7 protein-coding genes are annotated in these 18,102 nt (G+C 45.2%); 4 read left to right on the top strand and 3 right to left on the bottom strand.

The genetic code is table 11. The annotated features are described in order from the left end of the window. The 3 genes from arcB to mnmL all read right to left on the bottom strand — a co-directional run bounded on the left by arcB (nucleotide 1) and on the right by mnmL (nucleotide 5,205). Nucleotides 1-2,340 (bottom strand): aerobic respiration two-component sensor histidine kinase ArcB, encoded by a 2,340-nt coding sequence (gene arcB / locus ACHUFI_RS10660; protein ID WP_394248935.1) that lies wholly within the window; start codon nucleotides 2,338-2,340, stop codon nucleotides 1-3. Between the two features lie 111 nt (nucleotides 2,341-2,451). Further along, nucleotides 2,452-4,203 carry a GGDEF domain-containing protein gene (locus ACHUFI_RS10655; protein ID WP_394248933.1) on the bottom strand — a complete coding sequence of 584 codons (1,752 nt, stop codon included), beginning with the start codon at nucleotides 4,201-4,203 and terminating at the stop codon, nucleotides 2,452-2,454. A gap of 45 nt (nucleotides 4,204-4,248) precedes the next feature. Then, nucleotides 4,249-5,205, bottom strand: coding sequence for a tRNA modification radical SAM protein MnmL/YtqA (gene mnmL / locus ACHUFI_RS10650; RefSeq protein WP_394248931.1), 957 nt, complete (start codon nucleotides 5,203-5,205; stop codon nucleotides 4,249-4,251). Between the two features lie 530 nt (nucleotides 5,206-5,735). Between mnmL and gltB (ACHUFI_RS10645) the strand changes: the two genes are divergently transcribed. The 4 genes from gltB (ACHUFI_RS10645) (at nucleotide 5,736) to ACHUFI_RS10630 (ending at nucleotide 18,055) form a co-directional block, all read left to right on the top strand. After that, on the top strand, nucleotides 5,736-10,283 hold the full coding sequence (gene gltB / locus ACHUFI_RS10645; RefSeq protein ID WP_394248929.1) for a glutamate synthase large subunit: 4,548 nt from the start codon (nucleotides 5,736-5,738) through the stop codon (nucleotides 10,281-10,283). Then, the gene (locus tag ACHUFI_RS10640) at nucleotides 10,283-11,752 is read left to right on the top strand and encodes a glutamate synthase subunit beta (RefSeq protein ID WP_394248927.1); all 1,470 of its coding nucleotides are present in this window, start codon (nucleotides 10,283-10,285) and stop codon (nucleotides 11,750-11,752) included. Before gltB (ACHUFI_RS10645) ends, ACHUFI_RS10640 begins: the two co-directional genes overlap by 1 nt. Nucleotides 11,753-12,161: 409 nt before the next feature. Then, on the top strand, nucleotides 12,162-16,625 hold the full coding sequence (gltB, locus tag ACHUFI_RS10635; RefSeq protein WP_394248925.1) for a glutamate synthase large subunit: 4,464 nt from the start codon (nucleotides 12,162-12,164) through the stop codon (nucleotides 16,623-16,625). A 17-nt stretch (nucleotides 16,626-16,642) separates the two neighbouring features. Then, a complete protein-coding gene (locus ACHUFI_RS10630; RefSeq protein ID WP_394248923.1) occupies nucleotides 16,643-18,055 on the top strand; it encodes an FAD-dependent oxidoreductase in 1,413 nt (470 codons plus the stop codon). Nucleotides 18,056-18,102: the final 47 nt, after the last annotated feature.

Here is an 18,102-nt window from a genome sequence, read left to right as displayed (position 1 = left end):
TTACCTTTGATTTAACCAACTTTTAAGGACTTCAATATCATTCTGATATTCGTTATTTATTTCATCAACCCAATCAGCCACATTATCCCACCATTCTGGTAAATCTGGAGATTGCGCTTTTTGCGCGGTTTTCTGAATTCGCTTAAGCCCAATAGAGCCTGCCGCACCTTTTATTTTATGCGCTTCAGAGACAATGCTCGGTTGATCTTTAGCGGCCATATTCGAGTTTAAGATAGCCATGTAGTCCGGCATCATATCTTCAAACATAGCGATGCTGTCTAACACTGGCTTCGAACCAACAATATCGACATACGACTCTAGCATTTCAATATCGAGCAGTGAGGTATCAATATTCACCACCGGTTTAACGGTTTTCTCTTCAATAACAGGCTTCTCTTTAACAACTTCGCACTCTATAAACTCAGCAATCACATCTTGAATCGCTTTCACTGATAACGGTTTACTGATCGCCTCATCCATACCGTTTTCAATATATTCCTGTTTATTACTGAGTACATTGGCCGTCAAAGCCACCAGCGGAGGTAGCTCAGGGTATTTATCACGATAGTAATGCGCCACATCGAAACCGGTCATGTCTGGTAATTGAATGTCCAACAATACCAAGTCGTATAAATCTGGTACGAACTCGATTTGCGCATCTTTCCCCGTCATGGCAACAGTCACTTCGTGTCCTAGACTCTCCAAAAGCGAGCGCGCAACAGTCACATTCAGTTCAATGTCTTCAACCATAAATATCTGTAATTTTGGTTGCTTACGAATGACCTTATTCAGAACTTGTTTATCTTCTGTGACCGGTACTCGAATAGAGACAGTGAAAGTGCTACCAAAACCTTCTTCACTGCTTACATAGATGTCGCCATCCATCATATTGATTAATTGCTTCGACACAGCTAAACCAATGCCCGTACCGACTGCATGTAAGTTATCTTTGCCAGATTTAACTTGATAGTACATCGCGAAAATCTTTTCGACTTCACTTTCTGGTATACCAATGCCTGTGTCTTCAACTTCCATTGTGACATTGGCAAAGCCATCTTCCACATCAGCACTCACCGTCATGACCACCCCACCATCTTTGGTGAACTTCATGGCGTTACTGATTAAGTTCCATAGAACTTGTCGTAAACGAGTCCCGTCTGCTTCAATGATCCCTGGGAGCTCTGATAAACGATCTAAATCAAAACGAAGTCCTTTTTGCTCGGCCATCAAGGCTGAAATGCTCTCCATTTCAGCAACAAAGTCTTCAAAATTGAGCGGCGTCGGGAAAAGCTCCAGCTTATTTCGGTCAAATTTATCCATGTCGATAATATCGTTGAAAATATTACCCAGTGTCACCGCACTCACTTTGATCGTCTGCATATGTTTTCGCTGCTCTTGGGTGAGCTGACTATCAAGTAACATACGGCTTAAACCAATAATACCGTTGAGTGGCGTTTTTAATTCATGGCTAATGGTGGAGATAAAAGTGGTTTTATCGCGGCTGGCTTTCTCCAGTGACTCTTGATGCTCTTTACGCTCTGTAATATCTCGCCCAAAACCGACCAAGCCCAAATGACGACCATCTTTACTATAGAAAGGGACTTTTCGTAATTCGAAGTAATTCTTACGACCATCAGGGTACTCTAGCCACTGCTCATAAGTTAGAGCTTGATTGTCAGCAAAGACTTTTTCATCGGTTTCAACCACTTGTTGAGCCACTTCTTTACTGTATACATCCCATGGAGTCAGCCCGACCAGATCTTTCTCAGATTTACCGGTAAGCTCTTCAACGGCACGGTTACATCCAGAAAAAATCCCATCTTCATTTCGGTAATAAATCAGATCCGGTGACGCATCAATGAAAGACCGTAATAACGCGGTTCGCTCTGCGAGTTCAAGCTGTGTGCGCTCACGTTGAAACACCTCATTTTCAAGATCCTTCATCGCTTCTTGGCGAGCTTCTTCCGCTTTCTCACGTTCTTCAATTTCTTGGTTAAGCTTTTCGATATTCAGTTGTAACTGACTGTTGAGCTCTTGATCTCGAGAGCGCATATCACCAAGCTTTGAAACCAACTTGGATAAACGCTGGCGCGACTCCTCTAACTGATCAACAACCACCGATAAGAAATATACCGCCCATGGAGTAATCACTAAGCCAAAGAAAACCGAGCGAACGATATCGATGTCATCGACATTACCTTTTAGGGCAAGTGTAATACCAACTTGAACAACGACCGCTAGCGCTACAAGGGCTAAAGCAAGAAGAATGGAAAAGCGAACAATGCCCAGTTTTACTAGCAGATCAACGTAGTATTGGGCGAGGTTTTTCATGGGTTTCATTTAACGCTCCATGCGATACGACTAGGCAATATTCTAACCTGTTTAACTAAGTCAGGTAAGCGTGCTAGCGTATTTGGAGCGGTTGAACCCGCTAATCTGTGGGGTATCTAACTAATTTTGCGATGATGGATGGATACAAGTTTGATTTCGACCGTTTGCTTTCGCTTGATAGAGTGCACTATCCGCCAACGCAACGGCAGATTCCATCGATTCACCAAGAGGAGGCGTATAAGAAATGATACCTAAACTCACGGTCACAAACGCTGAAACCGTGGAAGTTTCATGTTCAATTTCCAATTTTGCAATTTCTTCATGAATACGTTTTGCGACGGCTTCTGCTCCGAGTGCCGTTGTATTCGGCAAAATGAATCCGAACTCTTCGCCACCGTATCGAGCCACGCAATCCGACGAGCGGTTTAACACTTTCAAAAAGGCTTGAGACACTTTTATCAAAGCCTCATCACCTTGTTGATGCCCATAAAAGTCGTTATAACCTTTAAAGAAATCTATATCGCATAACATCACGGTGATCGGCAAAGTTTCCCGGACATGGTGATGCCACAACGTTGAAAGCTGCTCATCAAATCGTCGACGGTTGGAAACCTGCGTTAAGCTATCCATAAAACTCAAACGCTCAAGCTCTAAGTTCGCTTCTTCCAACTTTTGTTCTGCCAAGTAACGTTCTGAGACATCACGCGCCATGATCAAAACACCATTAGTCCCTGAGGCTGGATCTCTGAATGGAGACTTTACAACGTCGTACCAAGTCAGTCGGCCATCAGTAGACATGGTTTTATCTAAATAGCGTAGTGATTTATTTTGATGAAGCACTTGGCTGTCCGTTTCCGACAAACGCTTGTATAAGTCACTTGGCACCACATCTTGCAGGCGCTTACCTATCAGCTCATTGACATCACTAATGCCTAATGCGCTAACAAATGGCTGATTACAGGCTTGGTAAATCATATTTTCATTGAAGATACCAATAGAGTCAGGACTCGCCTCTAGTATGTTTTGCAAAATGGTGTCTCTTTGCGCCAATGCAACTTCGGTATCTTTACGGCGCTCCATTTCATTACGTAATTGCTGCTGAGTATTGTGCCAGTCTGTCACATCATGACTAATAGAGAGCATGCCTAGGTTTTCGCCCTGCTCTGAAAGCAATACGTTCTGATAAGTTTCAAGCAGGCAGCTTCGCCCTTGATTGTCGGTCGTCCATGAGCGCTCACTTACCCTGCCTTTTAACAAGCTATCTGTGATATCTCTTAAACCTTCATCGTGACGATCCTGCCAAAACTTTTTGTAGGCGCGATTGGTCGCAATGAGTTTTCCCTCATTATCTTTTACGTAGATAAGTTCAGAAAGTGAGTCTAATGCGGTCTTTGCTACACTAAGCACTTTCATTTCAGCTTGTTGCGCATCCATGGTGTTTTCAGCCGGAGCAATATAGATCAACCACGCTCTTCGTCCATAGAACCAAACCTTTCGGCCAGTAATAGACAAACGAAGCGCATCAAATGTGGATAACGACCAAGGGAAAGAAACATTAGAGAAATGAGAGCCGTTTTGTTCCTTTAATATAGAAAGAACTTTTTCGGCCCCTACCGTCTTAGGATAACGATAAACTGTACCAACCTTACGAATGCCAAGCAGCTGCATGGCTTGACGGTTAGCTTTGCGAAGCTCTGCCGTTTTAGCATCTATAATACAAACTGCAGATGGGGAATCATGAGTTAAATGACGTAATTGATTTTGGTATCGAGTGTAAATGAGGCCACAGATAAATATACTAGATACGAGAACGACAATATCAAAACCGTATCCGTTCGTAGTATTCCATAACCAGTCTAAGACCTGTTCCATTTACCCTCAATTACTCATCTACCATCATCAGTAATAAATATATCATTATCTGGTCATTTTATCTGCTGATAAAATCGGTAGCGTATATTCATACGGATCATTGATTAATACCCCTTGAGCACCGGTTTTATTCAATGAACGCCCTATTTCAGTCATCGCTAACCAACGGTTTTCACACCACAGTGGAGACAATAATGTTGGCCGCCTCGCCGCCGAGGAAACTCTGTGATAAATAATTTGGCTCGGAGTTCGTTGGATCATCTCAGTCGCGATGTCGACATATTCTTCCAAAGTCGGCGCTTCCAATCTGCCAGCCTTCCATGATTTCGCCATAGTGCTGCCTTCTACTATATGTAGGCCATGTAGCTTAATCCCATCAGTACCGACGTTTAAAACTCGTTCCAAAGTTTCCAAATTATCGGTTTTAGTTTCTTTAGGTAACCCCACAATTAAATGCGTACAGACCTTTATTCCAAGCGATCGAGCGCGCTGAGTAATCGATTCATAAATCGCGAAATCATGACCTCGATTTATACGCTTGAGCGTTTGATTACTTGCAGTCTGCAACCCTAGCTCTAGCCAAATTTCGTAACCCTGATTTACATATTCGGCTAGCAGTTCCAGTACAGAGTCTGGCACACAGTCAGGCCTAGTTCCGACGCATAGCCCGACGATATCTGCAGCTTTCAATGCTTCCTCGTACATATTTTTTAGCACTTGCACCTCGGCATAAGTGCTGGTGTAAGCTTGAAAATAGGCCAGATACTTTTTGGCTCGCTTAATTTCACCCGCTCTATCTGTCAGTTGATCGACGATACTTTTGATTTGAGTTTGTTCATCCGCAAATGACGCGACATTACAAAACGTGCAGCCCCCTCGACCAATCGTGCCGTCCCTATTTGGACAACTAAATCCGCCATGTAAGGTCAGCTTATGAACTTTCTCGCCATAGCGGCGCTGTAAATCTTGGCCAATAGTATTGACTAACTCGTGTAATTGCATCGTTTAGGGTTAACCTGACAAATAAGAATGAATCTCACTCCATTTATGAAAATAAATTACATCCCTGCAAAATTAAGCCAGACACAATACTCAAAATGTATTGCGAGCAACCTATCAAATATCAATAAACATTCAAAAAATAGGTACTATTTGCCTAATGTTGCGCATTTGTTATGCGATTTATTCATGCGAAGACGAAAAAAATGGTCTACACAAGGCAACTTTCGTTGGAATTAACCAGTACAAAATTGTAGGATACTTACACATATCTGCGTTTTTTGTGATTTTAGTTACAGAATTAGTTGCAGATAAATCGGTGATATCCGGCTCCCACCTATATAAACCACTAGTTTGTGGCTCTAAAAAAACGGATATCACTAAGGATTGTTTTTCTCGCAAAATTTTTCCTGCGAGATACGGAAAGGACTCAAACTGGCTCGTCAGAGTTGGTTTAGATTCATAAATATAAAAGGACAAGGCTCGCTGGCAATAGCCAAGTTGCGCCTAGATTGAACTGGAAGGATGTATCTATGGTAGATAGAGAGCAGAATGCACAAGGCATGTATACTCCGGAATTGGAGCATGATGCGTGTGGTATCGGTTTTGTTGCTCACCTAAAAAACCGTAAATCTCATGATGTAGTCACTCAAGCCCTCGATATGCTTGCGCGTATGGAACACCGTGGCGGTCAAGGCTGTGATCCTTGCTCGGGTGATGGTGCGGGTATCTTGCTACAAAAACCTCATGAATTTTTACTCGAAGAGTCAGTAAAGCTTGGTATTAAGCTTCCGTCTTTCGAGAAATACGGTGTCGGTGTAGTACTTTTCCCTAAAGACGAACACAAACGTGCACAATGTCGTGACATTCTTGAACGCAACGCTAAGCGTCTTGAACTTGAAGTATTAGGCTACCGTGAGTTACCAACAGATAACTCAATGATCGGTGCAGATCCTCTAAGCACTGAGCCACAATTCGAACACGTCTTCATTTCTGGTGGCCCAAGCACCACACCTGAAGAATTAGAGCGTAAACTTTATGTTCTACGTAATTACACGGTTCGTGTTTGTCTAGAAAGCATTTCTAACATTGGTGATGATTTTTACATCAACTCAATGTCTTACAAGACTTTGGTTTACAAAGGTCAGTTAACAACGGAGCAAGTACCTCAGTACTTCCTAGACCTTCAAAACCCAACGATGGTAACAGCACTCGCTCTTGTTCACTCTCGTTTCTCAACCAATACATTCCCTCGCTGGCGTCTAGCTCAACCATTCCGTTACATCGCTCATAACGGCGAAATCAACACGGTTCGTGGTAACTTGAACTGGATGAAAGCACGTGAAGCGATCATCGAATCTGATCTATTCACTCAAGCTGAAATCGACATGCTTCTTCCTATTTGTCAGGAAGGCAGCTCGGATTCATCAAACTTCGATATGGCGCTAGAGCTTCTGGTTCTTTCTGGCCGTACATTGCCACATGCATTGATGATGATGATCCCTGAAGCATGGCAAGAAAACAAAAACATGGATCCAACTCGTCGCGCGTTCTATCAGTATCACGCAAACGTAATGGAACCATGGGATGGCCCAGCTTCTGTATGTTTCACTGATGGCGTCCAAGTAGGTGCAACTCTTGACCGTAACGGTCTACGTCCTTCTCGCTATACCGTGACAAAAGATGACTTCCTAGTAATGGCATCTGAGTCAGGTGTTGTAGAAATCGCCCCAGAGAACGTAGAGTTCCGCGGCCGCCTACAACCAGGTCGCATCTTTGTTGCGGACTTAGAACAAGGCCGCATCATTTCTGATGAAGAAGTGAAAGACGGTATTGCAAATAGCCAACCTTACGAGCAATGGGTAAAAGACAACCTATTAAGCTTGAAAGAGCTACCAGAGGCAGACAACGCACACAGCCAGCCGACTCCAGAGCGTCTAATGCACCACCAACAAGCATTCGGTGTAAGCTCTGAAGAAGTAAACGAAATTATTGTTCCTCTTGCAAAGACCGGGTACGAGCCGCTATCTGCAATGGGTGCCGACTGGCCGCTAGCAATTCTTTCTCACCAGTCTCAACATCTATCTAACTACTTCAAGCAGCTGTTTGCCCAAGTAACTAATCCGCCAATCGATCCGATTCGTGAGCGTATGGTTATGTCTCTGAACACTTACCTAGGTAAAGATCAGAACTTACTCGCTGAAACACCTGAGCACTGTCAGAAAGTGGAGCTTGAATCTCCAGTTCTTTCAAATGCTGAGCTTGAGAAACTACGTGCAATCGACAACGAGCACTTACAAGCTAAGACGCTAGACATCGTATTCCGTGCAAGTGAAGAAGAAGGCAAGCTAGAGCGCGCACTTAAACGTGTTTGTCAGTACGCAGAAGATGCTGTAATTGATGGCTACTCAATCATCCTTCTAACTGACCGCGCAGTAAACTCTAACCACGCAGCCATTCCAGCAATGCTGGCGGTTGGCGCTGTTCACCACCACCTAATCCGTAAAGGTCTACGTGCGAAGTGTGACATTGTGGTTGAGACAGGTGATGCACGTGAAACGCACCACTTTGCAACTCTAGTAGGTTACGGCGCAAACGCAGTAAACCCTTACCTAGTGACTGAGACCATCATTGATCTTCAGCGCACTAAGAAACTGGATCCAAACCTATCTGCTGACGAGCTATTCGATAACTACCGTAAAGGTGTTAACGGCGGCTTGCTGAAAATCTTCTCTAAGATGGGTATCTCAACACTTCAGTCTTACCATGGCGCTCAAATCTTCGAAGCCCTTGGTATTAGTAAATCTGTTGTAGATAAGTATTTCACTGGTACCGTTTCACGTATCGAAGGTCTAACAATTGATGACATTGCTAAAGAAGTATTAGTACGTCACCGTGTTGGTTACCCTACTCGTGAAATCCCAGTTCAAGTTCTGGATGTCGGTGGTGTTTACCAGTGGAAACAACGTGGTGAGAAACACTTGTTTAACCCTGAAACAATTTCACTGCTGCAAGAGTCTACTCGTAACAAAGACTACGCTCAGTTCAAGAAATACGCGAAAGCGGTTGATGATCAAGGCGATAACGCGGCAACACTGCGTAGCCAACTAGACTTCGTTAAAAACCCAGCGGGTTCGATTCCATTAGAAGAAGTGGAGCCAATCGAAAGCATTCTTAAGCGTTTCGCTACAGGTGCAATGTCATTCGGTTCGATCTCTTACGAAGCACACTCAACACTTGCAGTTGCGATGAACCGCATTGGCGCGAAGTCAAACTCAGGTGAAGGTGGTGAAGACCCAGCGCGTTTCGAGCGTAAAGAAAACGGTGACTGGGAACGCTCTGCAATCAAGCAGGTTGCTTCAGGTCGCTTTGGTGTAACGTCATACTACCTAACTAACTCTGACGAGATTCAGATCAAGATGGCACAAGGCGCGAAGCCTGGTGAAGGTGGTCAATTACCTGGTGATAAAGTTGATGACTGGATCGGCGCAACGCGTCACTCGACTCCGGGCGTTGGTCTTATTTCACCACCGCCACACCACGATATCTACTCAATCGAAGATTTGGCTCAGCTAATCTACGATCTGAAAAATGCGAACCGTGCTGGCCGTGTAAACGTGAAGCTGGTATCGGAAGCGGGTGTTGGTACGATTGCATCTGGTGTAGCGAAAGCGAAAGCTGACGTGGTACTTATCGCAGGCTTTGATGGTGGTACAGGTGCATCTCCAATGTCATCTATCCGTCACACAGGTCTACCTTGGGAGCTTGGTCTAGCGGAAACGCACCAAACACTACTGAAAAACGGCCTACGTAACCGTATCGTAGTTCAGTCTGATGGTCAGATGAAGACGCCTCGTGACCTTGCAGTAGCAACACTACTGGGTGCTGAAGAATGGGGCGTAGCAACGGCTGCATTGGTTGTTGAAGGCTGTATCATGATGCGTAAGTGTCATAAAAATACCTGTCCTGTTGGTATCGCGACACAAAACAAAACACTGCGTGAACGTTTCGACGGCCGCGTAGAAGACGTAGTGACATTCTTCCAGTACATGGCTGAAGGTCTGCGTGAAGTGATGGCTGAACTTGGCTATCGCACAATTCAAGAAATGGTTGGTCAATCTCAGAAGCTGAAAGTTCGAGAAGACATCGGCCACTGGAAGTACAAGAACCTAGATTTAACGCCAGTTCTACACCTAGAGCCTGCACGTGAAGAAGATGGCGTGTACAACCAAATCGAGCAAAACCACAACCTAGAAGACGTTCTGGACCGTAAGTTGATTCAAGCCGCTATTCCAGCGCTTGAGAAAGGCGAAGCAATCAACGCTGAATTCCCGATCATCAACACAGATCGCTCTGCGGGTACGATGCTTTCTAACGAAATTTCAAAAGTGTACAAAGACCAAGGTCTACCAAAACCGATGAACGTGAAGTTCAACGGCAGCGCAGGTCAGTCATTTGGTGCTTTCCTAGCTAAGGGCGTGAAGTTCGAAGTAGAAGGCGATGCGAACGATTACTGGGGTAAAGGTTTATCTGGTGGTACGCTTGTTCTATATCCTGATGCAAAATCATCCATCATTGCAGAAGACAACATTGTTGTAGGTAACGTATGTTTCTACGGCGCGACTTCTGGTGACTCATACATCCGAGGCATGGCTGGTGAACGCTTCTGTGTTCGTAACTCAGGTGCCAAAGTAGTTGTAGAAGGCGTAGGTGACCACGGCTGTGAATACATGACCGGTGGCGTAGCGGTAATCCTTGGCTCAACAGGTCGTAACTTTGCGGCAGGTATGAGTGGCGGTGTCGCTTATGTTTGGGACAAAGCTGGAGACTTCGAAACCAAGCTGAACCCTGAACTAGTTGACCTAGATCCTATCGAAGCAGAAGACAAAGCTCTTCTAAAAGAAATGCTAACTAAGCACGTTGAATTCACAGGAAGTGAAGTTGCTCAGTCTTTCCTAGACAACTTTGAAGTAAGCATTCAATCACTGGTTAAAGTTATGCCACGTGACTACAAAGCGGTACTTCAAAAGCGTAAAGCTGAAGCACAACAAGCACAATCGGAAGAAGTGGAGGCAGTATAATGGGTAAGCCTACTGGATTTTTAGAACATGGTCGTGAGCTTCCGAAGAAGCTCGATCCATCCGTTCGTATCGAAGACAACAAAGAGTTCGTTCTAAACGAAGAGTTTGGTGACAAGATCAATACTCAGGCTTCTCGTTGTATGGACTGTGGTGTCCCTTTCTGTCACAGCGGTTGTCCAATTGGTAACATCATTCCAGAATTCAATGACGCGGTTTATCGCGACAGCTGGGAAGAGGCTTGGAACATTCTAAGTTCGACCAACAACTTCCCTGAATTTACAGGTCGTGTATGCCCAGCTCCTTGTGAAAGTGCATGTGTACTTGGCATTAACCAAGATCCAATCACAATCTGTAATATCGAAAAAACCATTGTAGAAACTGCGTACCGTGAAGGGTACGCAAAACCTAAGACTCCGCGTTCTCGCACGGGTAAAACTATTGCGATCATCGGTTCTGGCCCTGCGGGTTTAGCTGCTGCAGAGCAATTGAACAGTGCAGGTCACTCAGTGACAGTATTCGAACGTGACGAGAAAGTAGGTGGTCTACTGCGCTTCGGTATCCCAGATTTCAAACTGGGTATGGACATTATCGATCGTAAAATCAACATGATGGCTGAAGCTGGCGTTGAGTTTAAAGTAAACCAACACATTGGTGTTGATGTTAACGCTCAACAGTTGCGCCAAGAGTTTGATGTGGTCTTACTAACGGGTGGCTCTACGGTACCTCGTGACTTGCCAATCCCAGGTCGTGAGCTGAAAGGCGTTCACTTTGCCATGGAATTCCTTGGTCAAAACAACCGCCGTGCCAACGACTTAGATCTTAAAACAGAAGAGATTCACGCTAAAGATAAGCATATTGTGGTTATCGGTGGTGGTGATACGGGTTCTGACTGTGTAGGTACATCAAATCGCCATAAAGCAGCAAGCATTACTCAGGTAGAGATCATGCCGATCCCACCAGAGAAACGCCCTGCAAATATGCCTTGGCCTCAATACCCAATGATCATGAAAACCACCACTTCTCACGAAGAAGGTTGTGAACGTCATTGGAACATCCTGACCAAAGAATTTATCGGAAACGATAAAGGCGAAGTAACAGGTTTACGTATCGCTGACATCGTTTGGCAAGATGCGAAACCAGGTGAACGCCCAGGTTTTGATGAAGTCGCTAACTCTGAACGTGTTATCCCTTGTGATATGGCATTCCTAGCAATGGGCTTCTTGCACCCAGAACCAACAGGCGTGCTTGCTCAACTAGACATTAAACTGGATGAGCGCGGTAACGTCGCTTCTGAAGGTTTTGCGACGAACCAGAAAGGCGTTTTCGCTGCTGGTGATATGCGTACTGGTCAGTCACTAGTTGTTCGCTGTATCAACGAAGGCCGTGAATGTGCAATCGCGATTGATGATTACCTAATGGGTAACTCAAACTTAGAAGCGAAAGCAAATTCATTGATGCTTTCAGCATAATAACTCTCCGTTAGCCTTCTAACTTATTGAAGGCTAACCAAAGAGTTCGCAACACCCTTCCTAACTTTTTATATTTGGCTAGCACTTGATGCTAGCCTTTTTTATTTTAAGCCCTCGTAAACACCCACCCACATTGTTACAAAAATGTAACAATGAAAACTCTATCCCATTGATATATTTAGTCATAACTAGACAATTACTTGGGTATTGGAAACATGACGTGATAAATGACCACAAACTTGACCTTTTGCACAATTAGCTATACGTTGTGAAATCGTTGAAAATAAAAGCAATAGATTTTGTTAACAGATTCAATAACGATTACTAATTAACTATGCAGATATAACAATTATAATGAATAGTTAGTCATTTACTGTCTGGATGACAGAGAAGCAAAGGGAGAATTGCAATGGCACTATATGATCCTAGTCTTGAAAAAGACAACTGTGGATTTGGTTTAATAGCGCAAATGGAAGGCCAGGCCAGCCACAAACTCGTACGTACCGCTATATCAGCCTTAGATCGCATGACACACCGTGGTGGCATTGCCGCTGATGGAAAAACAGGTGATGGCTGTGGTCTATTACTTCAAAAACCTGACTCTTACCTTAGAATCATCGCCGAAGAAAATGGGCTTAACCTTGGCAAACAATACGCGATCGGAATGATTTTCTTCAGCCAAGATCCTGTCAAAGCTCAAGCAGCGAAAGACATCATCAATAAAGAACTGGCTCAAGAAACACTCACCGTAGCAGGTTGGAGAGAAGTACCGACAAACACTGAAGTGCTAGGTCCAATCGCCAAAGATTCAGTTCCCAATATTCAGCAGGTCTTTATTTCAGCCCCAGCAGGTTGGCGAGAACGAGATATCGAACGACGTTTATATATCGCTCGTCGCAGAATTGAAAAACAGATCACCGAAGACAAAGATTTTTATATTTGTAGCCTATCGACCCAAGTCATCGTCTACAAAGGTTTATGTATGCCTGCCGATCTTCCTAGATTTTACCTCGATCTTGCAGACTTACGCATGGAATCTGCCATTTGCTTATTCCACCAAAGATTCTCGACCAACACTCAACCTCGTTGGCCTTTAGCTCAGCCGTTCCGCTATTTAGCACACAATGGTGAAATCAACACCATCGAAGGTAACCGACAATGGGCCAGAGCGCGTGCTTATAAATTTGCCTCACCGCTTCTACCGGATTTACAAACGGCTGCGCCATTTGTTAACGAAACGGGTTCCGATTCATCAAGCCTGGACAACATGCTCGATCTGTTCCTTGCGGGTGGTATGGATGTCTTCCGAGCAATGCGCATGCTTGTTCCACCAGCATGGCAAAATCACCCAGACATGGACCCAGATCTAAGAGCCTTTTACGATTTTAACTCCAAGCATATGGAACCATGGGATGGCCCTGCTGGGATCGTACTGTCAGACGGTCGATATGCAGCGTGTAATCTAGACAGAAACGGATTACGCCCAGCTCGATACGTCATTACCAAAGACAATTTGATCACACTCGCATCAGAAGTCGGCATCTGGGACTACGCTCCAGATGAGGTTGCCGAAAAAGGGCGAGTAGGCCCAGGTGAGCTGCTGGTCGTCGATACTCGCCGTGGTAAACTTTGGCAATCCAGCGAGATCGATAACGATCTAAAAGGCCGCCACCCATACAAAGAGTGGATGGAAAACAACGTCCATAAACTAACTCCATTTTCAGCATTAGAAGACGCTCAAGTTGGCGAACGAAGCTTCGATACCGACCAACTGAATACTTATCAAAAACAGTTCGCGATGAGTAATGAGGAAGTCGACCAAGTGCTTCGTGTTCTTGGGGATATGGGGCAAGAAGCCGTGGGTTCTATGGGTGACGACACGCCAATGGCTGTGCTTTCTTCCAAAGAACGCTTAGTTACTGACTACTTCCGCCAAAAGTTTGCTCAGGTAACCAACCCTCCTATCGACCCGCTTCGTGAAAAGCACGTTATGTCTTTAGCTACAAGTGTTGGTCAAGAGATGAATGTGTTCTGCGAGACCGATGGACACGCTTATCGAGTTACTTTCGATTCTCCTGTTCTGCTCTACTCAGACATGCAACAACTCCTTGGGTTAAGTCAAAAGCATTATCGTCACTCTATTCTCGACATCAACTACGACCCAGAAGTTAAAGATCTTAAACAAGCGATCTTAGACCTTTGTGATCAAGCTGAAGAAGCCGTTAAAGCTGGCACTGTATTAGTAGTTCTTTCCGATAAGCAACTAGAAAAAGGGAAACTCCCAATCCCTGCAGCGATGGCGGTAGGTGCAGTACAAACTCGCTTAGCTGATACCAACCTTCGCTGTGACGCCAACATAATTGTTGAAACTGGTACCGCTAGAGATCCTCACCAATTCGCAGTGCTCCTTGGATTTGGCGCAACAGCAGTCTACCCATACCTAGCATATGAGTCCTTAGGTAAAATCATCGATGACGGAGCCTTAAACAAAGACTACCGTGAAGCAATGCAGAATTACCAAAACGGCATTAATAAAGGTCTGTATAAGATCATGTCGAAAATGGGAATCTCCACTATCGCCTCATACCGATGTTCGCAGCTGTTCGAAGCAGTTGGCCTACATAACGACGTGGTTGAACTGTGTTTCAGAGGTGTTACGACACGTATTCAAGGTGCGAGCTTCAGTGATTTCCAGCAAGACATTTTCAATCTTTCGCGCAAAGCATGGGCCAAGCGTAAGCCGATTGAGCACGGTGGGTTACTGAAATACGTTCATGGTGGTGAATATCATGCTTACAACCCAGATGTTGTGGGCTCACTGCAAACTGCAGTTAAAACCGGTGAGTCGTCTGATTACCAATCGTTCGCCAAACAAGTGAATTCTCGCCCAGTCGCTATGCTTCGTGACCTAATGTCACTCAAAAAATCGGATACACCTTTACCTTTGCAGCAAGTAGAGCCGAACACTGAGCTATTCAAACGCTTTGACTCCGCTGCAATGTCTATTGGCGCGTTAAGCCCTGAAGCACATGAAGCTTTAGCTACCGCAATGAATCGACTTGGGGGTTACTCGAATTCAGGGGAAGGCGGTGAAGATCCTCGTCGTTTTGGTACTGAGCGTAATTCTCGAATTAAGCAGATTGCATCAGGCCGTTTTGGGGTGACTCCGCATTACCTCACCAATGCAGACGTTCTACAAATTAAAGTCGCACAAGGGGCGAAACCGGGTGAAGGCGGACAGCTTCCGGGTCATAAAGTCACCGCAGAAATCGCAAAACTGAGATACTCAGTTCAAGGGGTAACACTGATCTCCCCTCCTCCGCACCACGATATCTACTCTATCGAAGATTTGGCACAGCTGATTTTCGACCTCAAGCAAGTTAACCCTAAAGCATTGGTTTCAGTGAAGTTAGTATCTGAACCTGGCGTTGGTACGATTGCTACCGGTGTGGCAAAAGCCTATGCCGATTTGATCACTATTTCGGGCTACGACGGTGGCACAGCAGCAAGCCCGCTCACATCCGTAAAATACGCCGGTTGTCCTTGGGAACTTGGCCTAGCAGAAACTCAACAAGCACTAGTTGCTAACGGGCTTCGTCATAAAATTCGCCTGCAAGTCGATGGTGGTTTAAAAACCGGCCTTGATGTCATCAAGGGCGCAATTCTGGGTGCCGAAAGTTTCGGTTTTGGTACTGCGCCTATGGTCGCAATGGGCTGTAAATTTTTGCGAATCTGCCACCTGAATAACTGTGCAACGGGCGTTGCTACTCAAGACGAAACCCTGCGCAAAGAGTACTTTAAAGGCTTACCAGATATGGTGGTGAACTACTTTACTGGTCTAGCCGATGAAGTACGCCAACACCTTGCAGAACTTGGAGTCGAAAAACTGACTGACCTAATCGGTCGTACTGATCTACTTGAAGCTCTTGATGGCCTGACCGCGAAGCAAAACAAACTCGATTTGTCTGGCATATTAGAAACACCTGTATCTCCAGAAGGTCACCCTGTTTATTGGACGGAGCCAAATGCACCGTTTGATAAAGCAGAGCTAAATCAGAAAATACTCGACGATGCGCGTAGCGCAATTGAGAGCAAACAAGCAGCTAACCTTTATTACGATGTAATCAACACCGACCGCTCCATTGGCGCGCGTATCTCTGGTGAAATTGCTAAGCGATACGGCAATCAAGGTATGGCAGGGGCTCCAATCAAGCTAAACCTAAACGGTACAGCAGGCCAATCTTTCGGGGTGTGGAATGCTGGCGGCGTTGAGCTGTACCTAACTGGCGATGCTAATGACTACGTTGGTAAAGGTATGGCCGGAGGCAAGATCGTAATTAAGCCTCACCTTGGCACTGCCTTTGTTTGTAACGAGGCCACAATTATCGGTAATACCTGCCTATATGGAGCGACTGGAGGCAAACTATTTGCAGCCGGAACCGCTGGAGAACGATTTGGCGTTCGTAACTCTGGAACAATCGCCGTTATTGAAGGTGCGGGTGACAACGCCTGTGAGTATATGACTGGTGGTATCGTTGCTATTTTAGGTGCTACTGGGGTTAACTTTGGCGCAGGTATGACGGGCGGTTTTGCTTATGTCCTCGATCAAAATGAAGATTTCACAGGCCGTGTAAATAATGAGTCTGTCGAAGCGATTTCACTGTCAGAGCTTGTCATCCATCAAGAGCATCTGCGTGGTTTAATCGCAGAACACCTTGAAGAAACAGGCTCTAGCCATGCTGAAAACATCTTGGCGAACTTTGATGAATGGATTCCGAAGTTCTACCTGGTTAAACCACAATCCGCAGATCTGCGCACACTTTTAGGTCATCAAAGCCGAAGTGCAGCAGAGCTACGTGTTCAAGCGCAATAATTGGAAGGAGCCAAAAAATGAGCCAGAACGTATACCAATTTATTGACGTCAATCGCGTAGACCCAGCGAAAAAGCCCGTCAAAATTCGTAAGATCGAGTTTGTAGAAATCTACGAACCTTTCACCAAACAGCAAGCTAAAGCTCAAGCTGACCGATGCTTAGATTGCGGTAACCCATATTGTGAATGGAAGTGCCCAGTGCACAACTACATTCCACAATGGTTAAAGCTTGCTAATGAAGGCCGCATCATCGAAGCGGCTGAGCTTTCCCACCAAACCAACAGCCTGCCTGAAGTCTGTGGCCGAGTATGCCCTCAAGACAGACTATGTGAAGGCTCTTGTACGCTAAACGATGACTTCGGTGCGGTAACCATAGGTAACATAGAAAAATATATTACCGATAAAGCCTTCGAAATGGGCTGGAAACCTGACATGTCCAAAGTCGAGTGGACAGACAAAAAAGTCGCGATCATTGGTGCAGGGCCTGCCGGATTAGCGGCTGCTGATGTCTTAGTTCGAAATGGAGTTAAACCTGTCGTTTTTGACCGCTATCCTGAAATTGGCGGCCTACTGACTTTCGGTATTCCATCATTCAAGCTCGAAAAGGGCGTCATGGAAAATCGACGCCGAGTCTTTACCGATATGGGCGTTGAATTTCAAATGAACGTTGAAGTAGGCAAAGATATCGCACTCCAAACACTCGTTGACGATTATGACGCTGTCTTTTTAGGCGTAGGTACCTATAAAAATATGCGTGCAGGCCTCGCTAACGAAGATGCCCCTGGGGTTTACGATGCACTTCCTTTTCTAATTTCCAATACTTACAAAGTCATGGAGCTAGACAACCCACAACCTTTCGTTGATATGTCAGGGAAAAAAGTGGTGGTCCTAGGTGGCGGAGACACTGCAATGGACTGTGTTCGAACCTCTATTCGCCAAGGCGCAAAGCACGTTGTGTGTGCGTATCGTCGTGATGAAGCAAACATGCCAGGTTCCAGAAGAGAAGTGAAGAATGCCAAAGAAGAAGGCGTGAACTTCATGTTCAACTTGCAGCCATTAGGTCTGGAAGTTGATTCTCAAGGGAAGGTTAATGGCGTGAAAGTGGTGAAGACCGCATTAGGTGAACCAGATGAAGCTGGACGTCGTCGTCCGGAGCCTGTTCCGGGAAGTGAGCACATATTAGAAGCCGATGCCGTTATCATGGCATTCGGCTTCCAACCTCATAAAATGGAATGGCTAGAACCATTTGGTGTCGACCTTGATCAATGGGGACGCATCAAAGCACCGCAACAACAAGAGTTCCAATATCAAACCACAAATGAAAAGATCTTTGCGGGTGGTGATGCTGTACGAGGATCAGACTTGGTGGTAACGGCAATCGATGAAGGCCGGAAAGCAGCTGAGGGAATTATGGACTACCTAGAAATCTAACCTCCCCTACCCAGCACTTAAGTCAAAAAGGATCCAACTAATTGGAT

The sequence above is a fragment of the Vibrio profundi genome (genome assembly GCF_043642225.1).
GTDB classification, from domain to species: Bacteria; Pseudomonadota; Gammaproteobacteria; order Enterobacterales; family Vibrionaceae; genus Vibrio; species Vibrio profundi_A.
The sequence above is the reverse complement of the archived record's forward strand: the minus strand, read 5'-3'. Positions and strand labels throughout refer to the sequence as shown.

What these genes read in the sequence shown, in the direction of transcription:
- arcB (WP_394248935.1), bottom strand. Translation starts at nt 2,340, where the DNA reads ATGAAACCCATGAAAAACCTCGCCCAATACTACGTTGATCTGCTAGTA.
- mnmL (WP_394248931.1), bottom strand. Translation starts at nt 5,205, where the DNA reads ATGCAATTACACGAGTTAGTCAATACTATTGGCCAAGATTTACAGCGC.
- ACHUFI_RS10630 (WP_394248923.1), top strand. Translation starts at nt 16,643, where the DNA reads ATGAGCCAGAACGTATACCAATTTATTGACGTCAATCGCGTAGACCCA.
- ACHUFI_RS10655 (WP_394248933.1), bottom strand. Translation starts at nt 4,203, where the DNA reads ATGGAACAGGTCTTAGACTGGTTATGGAATACTACGAACGGATACGGT.
- gltB (WP_394248925.1), top strand. Translation starts at nt 12,162, where the DNA reads ATGGCACTATATGATCCTAGTCTTGAAAAAGACAACTGTGGATTTGGT.
- ACHUFI_RS10640 (WP_394248927.1), top strand. Translation starts at nt 10,283, where the DNA reads ATGGGTAAGCCTACTGGATTTTTAGAACATGGTCGTGAGCTTCCGAAG.
- gltB (WP_394248929.1), top strand. Translation starts at nt 5,736, where the DNA reads ATGGTAGATAGAGAGCAGAATGCACAAGGCATGTATACTCCGGAATTG.